At 68.0% G+C, this 12,459-nt stretch carries 9 protein-coding genes; 6 read left to right on the top strand and 3 right to left on the bottom strand.

Annotated elements, in window-relative coordinates; all coding sequences use genetic code 11:
• Positions 1 to 32 precede the first annotated feature (32 nt).
• Entirely contained in the window at positions 33 to 1,274 is a 1,242-nt protein-coding gene (gene mshC, locus ACZ50J_RS11045; protein WP_464301341.1) for a cysteine--1-D-myo-inosityl 2-amino-2-deoxy-alpha-D-glucopyranoside ligase, read from the top strand.
• Positions 1,275 to 1,278: 4 nt separating this feature from the next.
• Here mshC and ACZ50J_RS11040 read toward each other — a convergent pair whose 3' ends face one another.
• Positions 1,279 to 2,124 (bottom strand): PAC2 family protein, encoded by an 846-nt coding sequence (locus ACZ50J_RS11040; protein WP_464297271.1) that lies wholly within the window; start codon positions 2,122 to 2,124, stop codon positions 1,279 to 1,281.
• Between the two features lie 171 nt (positions 2,125 to 2,295).
• Between ACZ50J_RS11040 and metH the strand changes: the two genes are divergently transcribed.
• Positions 2,296 to 6,114, top strand: coding sequence for a methionine synthase (gene metH, locus ACZ50J_RS11035; protein ID WP_464297270.1), 3,819 nt, complete (start codon positions 2,296 to 2,298; stop codon positions 6,112 to 6,114).
• 3 nt (positions 6,115 to 6,117) lie between these two features.
• Positions 6,118 to 6,828 carry an HAD family hydrolase gene (locus ACZ50J_RS11030; RefSeq protein WP_464301340.1) on the top strand — a complete coding sequence of 237 codons (711 nt, stop codon included), beginning with the start codon at positions 6,118 to 6,120 and terminating at the stop codon, positions 6,826 to 6,828.
• A 16-nt stretch (positions 6,829 to 6,844) separates the two neighbouring features.
• Here ACZ50J_RS11030 and ACZ50J_RS11025 read toward each other — a convergent pair whose 3' ends face one another.
• Complete coding sequence (locus ACZ50J_RS11025; protein WP_464297269.1) at positions 6,845 to 7,720, bottom strand: helix-turn-helix transcriptional regulator; 876 nt, start codon at positions 7,718 to 7,720, stop codon at positions 6,845 to 6,847.
• A gap of 114 nt (positions 7,721 to 7,834) precedes the next feature.
• Here ACZ50J_RS11025 and ACZ50J_RS11020 point away from each other — a divergent pair, with 114 nt between their 5' ends.
• Entirely contained in the window at positions 7,835 to 9,247 is a 1,413-nt protein-coding gene (locus tag ACZ50J_RS11020) for an MFS transporter (protein WP_464297268.1), read from the top strand.
• On the opposite strand, the gene ACZ50J_RS11015 is transcribed toward ACZ50J_RS11020, so the two are convergent.
• Positions 9,248 to 10,063 (bottom strand): RecB family exonuclease, encoded by an 816-nt coding sequence (locus ACZ50J_RS11015; protein WP_464301339.1) that lies wholly within the window; start codon positions 10,061 to 10,063, stop codon positions 9,248 to 9,250.
• A gap of 181 nt (positions 10,064 to 10,244) precedes the next feature.
• Here ACZ50J_RS11015 and ACZ50J_RS11010 point away from each other — a divergent pair, with 181 nt between their 5' ends.
• Both ACZ50J_RS11010 and ACZ50J_RS11005 read left to right on the top strand, forming a co-directional pair.
• Entirely contained in the window at positions 10,245 to 11,417 is a 1,173-nt protein-coding gene (locus tag ACZ50J_RS11010) for a site-2 protease family protein (protein WP_464297267.1), read from the top strand.
• Positions 11,418 to 11,419: 2 nt separating this feature from the next.
• On the top strand, positions 11,420 to 12,451 hold the full coding sequence (locus ACZ50J_RS11005; protein WP_464297266.1) for a tRNA (adenine-N1)-methyltransferase: 1,032 nt from the start codon (positions 11,420 to 11,422) through the stop codon (positions 12,449 to 12,451).
• Positions 12,452 to 12,459: the final 8 nt, after the last annotated feature.

The raw sequence follows: 12,459 nt of genomic DNA, 5'->3' as shown, positions 1-12,459 counted from the left end.
GCAGGCGGCAGCCTAAGCTGGAGAGCGTGACGATTACTCCGTGGGCCGCGCCGAATCTGCCCGGTTTGCAAGGAAAAGGCCAGGGGCTGGCGCTGTGGAACGAACTGGCCGGGACGGTCGACGCACTGGAGGTCGGTGACACGGCCCGCATGTATGTCTGCGGGATCACCCCGTATGACGCGACCCACCTGGGTCACGCCGCGACCTACGTCACGTTCGATCTTGCCGCCCGGGTGCTGCGCGACGCCGGGCACGAGGTCCGCTACGTGCAGAACGTCACGGACGTGGACGACCCGTTGCTGGAGCGCGCGGCCCGTGACGGCGTCGACTGGCGCGACCTCGCGACGAGCGAGATCGAGCTCTTCCACTCGGACATGACCGCGTTGCGGGTGCTGCCGCCGGACCATTACGTCAGTGTCGTGGAGACGATGGACCGGCACGTCGCGACGATCGAGGGACTGGTCGCCAAGGGCGTCACCTACACGGTGCCGACGCCCGATGCGGCGGAGTCGGGTGCGGAGGACATCTACCTCGACCTGAGCACCCAGCCGACCTTCGGATCCGAGAGCGGCTGGAACCGAACGCAGATGCTGGAAGTGTTCGCCGACCGAGGCGGCGACCCGGAACGCGCGGGCAAGCGGGACGCCCTGGACCCGCTGCTGTGGCGCGTCGAGCGCGCGGGGGAGCCGGCCTGGGAGGCGGGTGAGTTGCACCGTGGCCGTCCCGGGTGGCACCTGGAGTGCACCACGATCGCGCTGGATCACCTCGGAATGGGCTTCGATCTGCAAGGTGGCGGCACCGATCTGATCTTCCCGCACCACGAGATGTCGGCCGTGCAGGCCGTCGCGCTGACCGACCGACCGCCGTTCGCGCGCGCTTACGCGCACCAGGCGATGGTGGCGTATGACGGCGAGAAGATGAGCAAGTCCAAGGGCAACCTGGTGCGGGTGTCCGACCTGCTGCGCGCCGGCGTCGACCCGATGGCCATCCGGCTGGTGCTGCTCGACCAGCACTATCGCACGCCGTGGGAGTACACCGACGGACTGCTCGACACGGCCGTGAAGCGCTGGGACCGGTGGACGCGCGCCCTGGCCTGTCGCGGTGACGACGGCGCCGAGTCGCTGATCGACGGGATGCGTGTTGCGATGTCGAACGACCTGGACTCCGCCACCGCGGTCCGGCTGGTCGACGAGTGGGCGGCCGGTGACGACCGGGGCGCTGCGAGCCCGATGGTCGCCGACGCGATCGACGCGCTGCTCGGCCTGCGCGCTTAGGACTTCAGTCGTCGGTCTCGCGGCGGCGCAGGTACTTCTCGAACTCCCGGGCGATGGCGTCACCGCTGGCCTCGGGCAGTTCGGTGGTGTCCTGGGTCTGTTCGAGCGAGTGCACGTAGTCGGCGACCTCGTCGTCGGACGCTGCCAGCTCGTCGACGCCGTGCTCCCACGCCCGCGCCTGCTCCAGCAGATCGGCATGGCCGATGAGGGTGTCGAACAGCTCCTCCAGCCGGGTCAGCAGGGCGAGAGTCGCCTTCGGTGACGGCCCGGCGCCGGCGTAGTGCGGGACGGCCGCCCAGCAGGACAGGGTCGGTATGTCGGCCTGGTGCGCCGCGTCCGTCACGACCCCGACGATGCCGGTCGGCCCTTCATAGCGGTTCGGCTCCACGTCATACCGCTGCCGGGTCTCCTCGTGCTCGGAGGTGACGGTGACCGGGATCGGCCGCGTGTGCGGGACGTCGGCGAGCAGGCCGCCCAGAGTGATGATGGTCCCGACCCCGCAGTCCGTGGCGAAGTCCATCAGCTCCTCGGTGAATCCGCGCCACTTCATCGACGGTTCGATGCCCTGCACCAGCAGCACGTCGCGATCGAGCGGAGTGTCCTGCGCGAGGAAGATCTTGGTCGTCGGCCAGACGATCTCGCGACGGCCGGAGTCGCTGGTGATGCGTGGTCGGTTGACCTGGAAGTCGTAGTAGAGCTCGGGGTCGAGTGCTGCCAGGGGTTCTGCGCCCCACGTCTCGATCAGGTGCAGCACGGTCGCCGACGCGGTCTCGCCGGCGTCGTTCCAGCCCTCGAACGCAGCGATCATGATCGGGTCGCGCAGCGGCGGCACGTCCTCGAACTCGATCACCGGGTCCTCCTCATCGCCATCGGAATCAGAGCTTCAGCTTAAGCACCCGGGCGCTTGCGCGTGCGGAGGGGACGAGGCGTGGCAGCGCCCCTTGTCGGGACTGCCGCTGATCGGACGCCCACCGTCGTTAGACTCGTGCCGTTCTGCGCAAACCCTCGAAGGGATCCCACAGTGAGCAGCCGCTCCGACATTGCGCTGGTGACACCGTCATCGCGCGACACAGCCCTGGTCCGTCCGGACGCCACCGAAGCACTGCGCAGCGCACTGGCGCGACGCGTGCTCCTCCTCGACGGGTCGATGGGTGTCTTCATCCAACGGCACAAATTGTCCGAGGCGGAGTTCCGGGGTGAGCGCTTCGCCGACTGGGACCAGGACGTCCAGGGCAACAACGACCTGTTGTCGATCACCAACCCGTCGGTGATCAGCTCGATCCACGAGGCCTACCTCGACTCGGGCGCCGACATCATCGAGACCAATACCTTCAGCGCACAACGCATCTCGATGGCCGACTACGGCATGGAAGAGCTCAGCTACGAGCTCAACTACGAGTCCGCGAAGCTGGCCCGAGCAGCCTGCGACGCCGCCGCGACACCCGAACGCCCCCGGTATGTCGCCGGCGCGCTCGGCCCGACCAACCGCACCGCGTCGATCTCCCCGGATGTGAACGACCCCGGCGCTCGGAACATCTCGTTCGAGCAGCTCGTCGCGGCATACCAGGAGCAGGCCGAAGGCCTCGTCGACGGCGGCAGCGACCTGCTGTTGATCGAGACGATCTTCGACACACTCAACGCCAAGGCCGCCGTGTTCGCGCTGGAGGCCCTCTTCGAGGAACGCGGTCGGCGATGGCCGGTGTTCATCTCCGGCACCATCACCGACGCGTCGGGCCGCACGCTGTCCGGCCAGGTCACCGAGGCGTTCTGGAACAGCATCCGGCACGCCCGGCCGCTCGCGGTCGGTTTCAACTGTGCACTCGGTGCGGCGGACATGCGGCAGTACGCCGCCGAATTGTCCCGAGTCGCAGACTGTTTCACGTTCTGTTACCCGAACGCCGGTCTGCCGAACGCGTTCGGTGAGTATGACGAGACGGCCGAGCAGATGGCCGACGTACTCGGTGAGTTCGCCAAGGACGGCCTCGTCAACGTGCTCGGTGGCTGCTGTGGCACGACCCCGGAGCACATCTCGGAGATCGCCGGCCGCATCGAAGGTGTGACGCCGCGAGTCCCGTCCGCGACCGAGCCGGCCATGCGGCTGTCCGGGTTGGAGCCGTTCAACGTCACCGACGAGTCGCTCTTCGTCAACGTGGGGGAGCGGACCAACATCACCGGTTCGGCACGGTTCCGGAAATTGATCAAGGCGGGCGACTACGCCACCGCGCTCAACGTGGCCCGCCAGCAGGTCGAGTCGGGCGCGCAGGTCATCGACATCAACATGGACGAGGGCATGATCGATGGCGTCGAAGCCATGGATCGGTTCTGCAAGCTGATCGCGACCGAACCGGACATCTGCCGGGTGCCCGTGATGATCGACTCCTCCAAGTGGGAGGTCATCGAGGCCGGGCTGCGTTGCATCCAGGGCAAGCCCATCGTCAACTCGATCTCGATGAAGGAGGGCACCGAGAAGTTCATCGAGCAGGCCCGCCTGTGTCGTCGGTATGGCGCGGCGGTCGTCGTGATGGCCTTCGACGAGGAGGGCCAGGCCGACACCCTGGAGCGACGCAAGGAGATCTGCCAGAAGGCCTACGACATCCTGACGAAGGAGGTCGGCTTCCCGGCCGAGGACATCATCTTCGACGCCAACATGTTCGCCCTGGCGACCGGCATCGAGGAACACCGTGCCTACGGCACCGACTTCATCGAGGCGGTGCGGTGGATCAGCGAGAACCTGCCCGGCGTACTCACCTCCGGCGGTGTCTCCAACGTGTCGTTCTCGTTCCGGGGAAACAACCCGGTGCGGGAGGCGATCCACGCGGTCTTCCTCTACCACGCGATCAAGGCCGGGCTGTCGATGGGAATCGTCAATGCCGGCCAGCTCGCCGTGTATGACGAGCTCGACCCGACACTGCGCGAACGCATCGAGGACGTCGTGCTCAACCGTCGGGACGATGCGACCGAACGGCTGCTCGAGGTCGCCGAGGAGCACAACAAGGGCGCCGAGGATCAGGGCCCGGACGAGAAGCTGAAGTGGCGTGAGGAGCCGGTCCGTGACCGGATCACGCACGCGCTGGTCAAGGGGATCGACGAGTTCATCGTCGAGGACACCGAGGAGATGCGCCGCGAGCTGCAGGAGCGCGGCGAACGCCCGTTGAACGTCATCGAAGGCCCGTTGATGGACGGCATGGGTGTCGTCGGTGATCTGTTCGGCGCCGGAAAGATGTTCCTTCCTCAGGTCGTGAAGTCGGCCCGTGTCATGAAAAAGGCTGTGGCACACCTGATTCCGTTCATCGAGGCGGAGAAGAAGCCGGGGGACGCCGCGCGGGCCAAGGGCAAGATCGTGATGGCCACCGTCAAGGGCGACGTGCATGACATCGGCAAGAACATCGTCGGGGTCGTGCTCCAGTGCAACAACTACGACGTTGTGGACCTCGGCGTCATGGTGCCGGCCCAGAAGATCCTGGACACCGCGAAGGCCGAGAACGCCGACATGATCGGGCTGTCCGGGTTGATCACTCCGTCGCTGGACGAAATGGTCAACGTCGCCACCGAGATGGAGCGGCAGGGTTGGGACATCCCGCTGTTGATCGGCGGGGCCACCACGTCACGCGCCCACACCGCCGTCAAGGTGACGCCCAAGTACCACGGCGACGTCGTGTGGGTGAAGGACGCGTCGCGGTCGGTGCCGACCGCGGCGGCCTTGTTGTCCGACGACCGGCGCGAGTCCTTCATGGCCGACATCAATGCCGACTACGAGTCGATCCGCAAGCGTCACGCCGCGAAAAACACTGAGCGCCCACTGCTTTCGTATGAGGACGCGCTCAAGGCACGTACGCCGGTGGACTGGAGCAACTACCAGCCGCCGCGTCCGCGGTTCCTGCTGCAGCAGGCCCGGGACGTCGCGGACGACGGCGAACTCGGTCCGATCTCGTCATACACGAGGACGTTCCACGACTACTCGCTGGAGACGCTGCGCGAATACATCGACTGGCAGCCGTTCTTCAACGCGTGGGAGATGAAGGGACGGTTCCCGGACATCCTGAACAACCCGGCGACCGGCGAGGCCGCCCGAAAGTTGTGGGACGACGCGCAGGTCATGCTGGACAAGGTCATCGAGGAGAAGTGGCTGCGGGCGAACGCCGTGGTCGGCTTCTTCCCGGCCAGTGCCGTCGACGACGACATCGAGCTCTACACGGACGAGTCCCGCACCGAGGTGCGCACGACGCTGCATCATCTGCGACAGCAGGGCCATCACCGAGCGGGTGTCCCCAACCGTTCCCTTGCCGACTATGTGGCGCCCAAGGACACCGGGCTCGCCGACTACGTGGGTGGATTCGCCGTGACCGCCGGTCTCGGGTCGCAGGAGAAGATCCAGGAGTTCAAGGAGAACCTCGACGACTACAGCGCGATCCTGCTGGAGTCGATCGCCGACCGGTTGGCGGAGGCGTTCGCGGAGCGCATGCACGACATGGTCCGCCACGACCTGTGGGGTTACGCGCCGGACGAGAAGCTCAGCAACGAGGACCTGATCGCCGAGAAGTACCGCGGCATCCGACCCGCACCCGGTTATCCCGCGTGTCCTGAACACACCGAGAAGAGAACGCTTTTCGACCTCCTTGACGTCACCAATCAGACCGGCATCGAGCTGACGGACTCGATGGCGATGTGGCCCGGCGCGGCGGTCAGCGGTTGGTACTTCTCGCACCCTGAGTCCCAGTACTTCGTGGTGGGCCGGCTGGGCAGGGACCAGGTGGAGTCGTACGCCGAACGCAAGGGTTGGACAATGAAGGAGGCGGAGCGCTGGCTCTCGTCCAACCTTGGCTACGAACCGGAGGACTGACCCATCAGCAATCAGGAAGCGCCCGCCGAAGAACGCAATGGGGGAGTACGGCGGGAGAGTGACCTTCCCACTGCCGTCCTCTGGGACATGGACGGCACGCTCGTCGACACCGAACCACTGTGGATCGCGGCGGAGAAGGAGCTGGTCGCGTCGTACGGCGGTGAGTGGACCGATGAGATGGCCATGCAGTTGGTCGGCAATTCACTGATCGTGTCCGGGCAGATCATCCGGGACCAGACTCCGGTGACATTGGCCCCTGAAGGGATCGTCGACTACCTCCTCGAGCGAGTCATCGCCGGTATGCGCCAGCATCTGCCATGGCGTCCCGGGGCTGCTGAATTGCTGAATGCCTGTGTGGCCCAAGGGATTCCGAATGCCTTGGTCACCATGTCCTATGAGTCGTTCGCGTCGGTGCTCATTGACGCACTCCCGGCCGGGACCTTCTCGGTGGTCGTCACGGGAGACGCCGTGAGTAACGGCAAACCGGATCCCGAGGCCTACCTCACGGCGGTGCAGCGACTGGGCGTCGAGGCGGCCGACAGTGTCGCGATCGAGGATTCGATACCGGGGGTGCGTGCAGCAGTCGCCGCAGGCATCCCGACTGTCGCCGTACCGCACGTGATCGACGTGCCCAAGACCGTGGGTGCGACGCACATCGACAGCCTCGCCGGCATCACCCCAGCGGATCTGCGGCGATTGACGGTCGGGCGCTGAGCGAGGCGCTCCCGGCTCAGTCGAACTGCACCCCGCCGATGTCCCGCAGCTGCTTGATGCGGTCGGCGTCGGCGGACGTCTCCGGCACGTGCACCACCATGCGCAGGTCGGCCGTGCCGTCGATGGAATAGCTGAGCGTGTTGAGCCGGATGATCCCGACCGGGGGACAACGGAACTGCTTGAACTGCGGACCGGTTGGCTGGACCTCGTGTCTGGCCCAGGCGTTCCGGAAGAGCGCACTGCTGCCGGTCAACTGCTCGATGAGTGACTCCCATTCGGGATCACCGATGTGCTCGGCATACCGCAGCCGCAGGTTGGCGACCAGCCGGCCGAAGAGCTCGGGATTGATCGGGCGCACGTCCTCGCCGGCGACGGCGACCCGCCACAGGACGTTGCGTTCGATCCCGTCGGCCGAGGCCGCCCAGGGAAACATCCACGCGTAGGCCGCGTTGTTGGCGATGAGGTCGTACCGCGTGTTGTAGATGCACGCCGGGTTGGGATCCAGATCGTCGAGGACCTGCACCGCGTGCGGTGGCATCGTCTCGGGCATCTGCGGCGGCATCGGCACACCCGGGACCTGCGCCAACCGGTAGAGGTGCCAGCGCTCGGCGGCGCCCAGCTGCAGCACCCGAGCCACGGCGTCGAGCACCTGGGTGCTCACGTTGATCTCGCGTCCCTGTTCCAGCCAGGTGTACCAGGTGAGTCCGACGCCGGCGAGCTGTGCCACCTCCTCGCGACGCAGGCCCGGTGTCCGACGACGGGGGCCCACGACCACGCCGACCGAGTGCGGACTGACCTGCTCGCGATGTGCCCGCAGGAACCTGGCGAGCTCACGCCGGTGGGCAGGCTTCTCCGACGTAGCGGTCGAGCGCTTCTCCTCGGCGATGGTCATGACCTCGATTGTGCGCTGGGAACCCCGTCCGACGTGAGTCGGACACTGGTGTTGTTGATACCAGGATGAACGCGCTCCTGTCGCCACCGCTCGACCGGTCGCACGATCGATGGCATGACAACGACACAGGTGCGACCGGCACCCGTTCACCCACCGACCCAGCCAGCCGCTTCGGGACTGTTGCTCGCCGTGCTGCTCGGCGGCCTGTTCATGAGCCTGCTCGACGTCTCGATCGTCAACGTGGCGATCGGCACGTTGCGCGCCGACCTGCAGGCGTCGGGCGCACAACTGCAACTCATCGTCTCGGGCTACGTCATGACGTATGCCGTGCTGCTGATCACCGGTGCTCGGCTCGGCGGACGCCTCGGGCACCGAGCGGCGTTCCGGGCCGGACTCGCAGGTTTCGTGCTGGCCTCCGCGGCGTGTGGACTGGCACCGACCGCGACCGCCCTGATCGCCTGCCGGCTCGTGCAGGGGGCCGCGGCGGCGTTCATGTTGCCGCAGGTGATGAGCCTGATCCAGATCTGCTTCCCGGCCGGGCCGCGACGTGCCGGCGCCCTGGGGTGGTACGGCCTGGTCCTCGCACTCGGGACGGTCAGCGGGCAACTGCTCGGCGGGGTCCTGCTGCAATGGAACATCGCCGGACTTCAGTGGCGCACGGTGTTCCTCGTGAACGTCCCCGTCGGCCTCGTGCTGTTGTGGCTCTCGGGTCGCGCACTGCCCCGCCATACCCGTACACCGCGGACCGGGCTCGACGTCGCGGGCACGATCCTGCTCGGCGCGATCATCGGCCTGGTCGTCGTGCCACTCGTCCTCGGACACGAGAACGGTTGGCCGCTCTGGGGATTCATCGCATGGGGTGTCGCCGCACTGTTGCTCCCGCTCTTCGTTCTGGTGGAGCGCGCGGCGGCGGCACCGGTGGTCCCGGGCGACCTGTTGCGAACGCCCGGTCTGCTCGTCGGGCTGACGGTCGTCGTGGTCACGATCGGCGGGTATGCGTCATACCTCTTCGCCTTCGCCGTCCACCTGCAGACGACCATCGGGCTGAGTCCGTTGCAGACCGGTCTGACGTTCCTCCCGCTGGCGATCGGCTTCGCCGCTTCGTCGTTGGCGTGTCCCCGGCTACCGGCTCGCGTGACCCGGGTGCTGATCCCGGTCGGGCTGTTGGTGTGCGTCGCCACGTTCCTCGCGATCGGCCGGATCATCGCGGCCGGGCACCGGCCGGGCGTCGGGCTGCTCCTGCTCTTCGCGGTGGTCGGTCTCGGGCAGGGTTTCGCGATCACGCCGGTGATGGGCCTGGCGCTGAGCCGGGTCCGCGTCGAACGGGCCGGGGAGGCGAGCGGTGTGCTGTCCTGCGCCTTCCAGCTGGCCCAGGTGGTCGGTGTCGCCGGCGTCGGGTCGGTGTTCCTCAGCGCCGCCGATCATTCCGGCACCGCATCGGCGGCGCGGCTGGTCTGCGTGGTGATCGCCGCAGCGTTGCTGGTCGGTGTCGTGGCCTCCCGCCGTCTGTTGGCCGCGACCCGCTGATCAGTCCTCGGTGGGCGAGACCTCACCCGATCGGACCGGATCGAGCGCCAGCCCGATCGCGTGATCGGGCAACGGCGGGGGAGTGCCGCCGAACTCAGGGCACAGTGCCTGATGGCTGCACCAGTCGCACAGCTTGGTCCGGTGCGGTCGCCAGTCACCGGTCGTCGCCGCCCGCTCGATCGCCTGCCAGAGCGCCTTGACCTTGCGCTCGGTGGCGAGCAGATCGGCCTCGGCGGGTTCGTAACGGACGATCTCGCTGTTGCCGAGATAGACGAGCTGCAGCATGCGAGGGACCACACCGCGAGTGCGCCACAGGACGAGCGCGTAGAACTTCATCTGGAAGAGCGCCTTGGCCTCGAAGAGCTCCGACGGTGACCGTCCGGTCTTGTAGTCCACCACCCGCAACAGGTCGCCGGGGGCCTCGTCGAGCCGGTCGATGTAACCGCGCAGCGTCAGTCCGTCGACGTCGGCCTCGACATAGAGCTCGCGTTCGGCGGGTTCCAGCCGGGTCGGATCCTCCAGCGCGAACCAGCGACGGACCAGCTCGGCGGCGTCGGCCAGCCAGGACTCCAGCTCGGTGGCCTCGTCCGAGGTGTCCTTGCCGACGAGCGTGGCCAGCTCGGGTTCCTGCTCGACGAGCGCCGCCCACTGCGGCTCGAGGAGCGCGACCGCGGCCTCGACGGTCCGGTCGGGCGCCGGTATGTCGAAGAGGTGTTCCAGCACCGAGTGCACCAGGGTCCCGCGCGCGGCTGCCGCGGAGGGCTCCTCCGGCAGCCGGTCGACCACCCGGAACCGATAGAGCAGCGGACACTGCATGAAGTCACCGGCTCGGCTCGGTGACAGCGCCGGTCGGACCGGCGCCGGCCCGTCGGTCGTCACCTGTGCTGTCGCGTCCGTCGTGCGTCCCACCTGCGCCACGCTAACGGCACGGTCCGACACCAGCGCGGAGGTGCCCGGCGCCCACCGGCGCGCGGAGCACGCCACGTAGGCTTGACCGATGGCGAACGCGGACCGGCCCGGCTGGCAGTTGGGCACGTTGCGTGGTGTGCCCGTCTACGTCGGTCGCACCTGGCCGATCATCGCCGTGGTGATCATCGCGACCTTCGGGCCGGAGGTCGCCGACGCCTATCCCGATCTCGGCGGCGGTGCCTACTTCGTCGCCTTCCTCTACACCCTGCTCCTGCTGCTGTCGGTGGTCGCACACGAGGCCGCCCACGCGCTGGTCGGACAGTGGCGCGGTTACCACGTCCGCCGCATCGTGGCCGACCTCTGGGGCGGGCACACGGCATACGACACCGACGACACCTCGCCGATGTCGAGTGCGCTGGTCGCCGTTGTCGGCCCGCTCGCGAATGCCGTTCTCGCGCTTGCAGGTTGGCTCGCGCTGCACGCCGTCGCCGACGACCGTGAGGTGGCACATCTGCTGCTCGGGGCGGTCGTCTTCACCAACGCGTTCGTCGCCGTCTTCAACCTGCTGCCCGGTATGCCGCTGGACGGCGGATTCATCCTCGACGCGGTCGTATGGCGCGTGACCGGCTCGCGCTCCGCAGGCCTGCTGGTGGCCGGCTGGTGCGGCCGCGTCCTGGCCGTGCTGTTCGTCGCGTGGACCGTCGTACGCCCGCTGGTGCAGGGCGAGACGCCACAGACGTTCTACGTGCTGTGGTCGGTGCTGATCGCCGGCTTCCTGTGGGTCGGTGCCAGCAATGCCGTCGCTCGTGCCCGGGCGGGTCGGTTGTTCGCCCGGGTCCACGTGCACGATGTGCTCCGTCCGGCAGTCATCGCGCCCGACAGCGCTCCGGTGACGCAGTTGCCGCCCGCGAACGACGTGGTCGTCGTGGACCAGCACGGTGTCCCGTGGGGCGTCATCGCAGCGGCGGACGTGCAACGCGCCGCGCGTCCGGACCTGCCGGAGCTGCGGACCGCCGCGCTGGCTCGGGTGCAGCCGGCCGGCTGGGTTGCCGAGGTCCCGTCGGTCGACGTCGACGTCACGGCGCTCGTGCGCGCCGCTCAGGAGGTGGGCGGCGCCATACAGGAGCTGTTGGTGGTGGTCGACGGGCGGCCGGTCGGGCTGGTCGCGATCCAGGCGCTCGGCGACGCACTCGCCGCCGCCGAGCGCTCGACGGCGCCGCCGGTCCGACGCGGTTCGGCGATCGGGGCGGACCGACCCTAGGATTGCCCCTTGTGAATCAGCCCGAACCCACTGGAGCCGCCGCCCGTCGCGGACCCTTCGCAGCCGGCGAACGCGTGCAACTGACCGACCCGAAGGGCCGCATGCACACGCTCGAGCTCACACCGGGCAAGCAGTTCCACACGCACCGCGGCCACCTCGTCCACGACGACCTGATCGGCCTGCCCGACGGCAGCACGATCACCAACACGGCAGGCACGGAGTACCTGGTACTCCGTCCGCTGCTGTCGGACTACGTCATGTCGATGCCGCGCGGCGCGGCGGTCGTCTACCCGAAGGACGCCGGCCAGATCGTCGCGATGGCCGACATCTTCCCGGGCGCTCGGGTGGTGGAGGCCGGAGTCGGATCCGGTGCGCTGTCCATGTCGTTGCTGCGGGCGGTCGGCGACAGCGGTGAGCTCCACTCGATCGAACGGCGCCGCGAGTTCGCCGACATCGCGCGGGGCAACGTGCGCTCGTTCTTCGGCGGGGACCACCCTGCCTGGACGATCTCCGTCGGCGACTTCGTCGACGTGCTACCGGCCGTCGCCGAGCCCGGGACAGTCGATCGGGTCGTCCTCGACATGCTTGCGCCGTGGGAGTGCCTCGACGCCGCCGCCGACGCATTGGCCCCCGGCGGGGTCTTCATCGCGTATGTCGCAACGGTCACCCAGTTGTCCCGTGTTGCCGAGGGCGTCAAGGCACACGGCGGTTACACCGAGCCCGAAGCCTGGGAGTCGATGGTGCGCGGCTGGCACCTGGAGGGGCTGGCCGTCCGGCCGCAGCATCGGATGCACGGCCACACCGGCTTCCTGATCTCGACCCGCCGGCTGGCACCCGGAGTGACTCCGCCGCTGCGCAAGCGCCGCCCGGCGAAGGCTGCTGGTGCCGCGGATGCTCCAGATATTGAGACGAGCACGTTCGAGGCCGGCCGGTCGCCCGAATCGTGGACGTCCGAGAATCTGGGCGAGCGCCCCGTTTCGGAGAAGAAGCTGCGCAAATTGCAACGTTCGGCAGGCGAGCCGCCGCTCGAATGATCATGTTC

It is taken from the genome of Flexivirga sp. G2, assembly GCF_055397625.1.
Note: the sequence above shows the minus strand (reverse complement) of the source record. Positions and strands in the feature narration are given on the sequence as shown.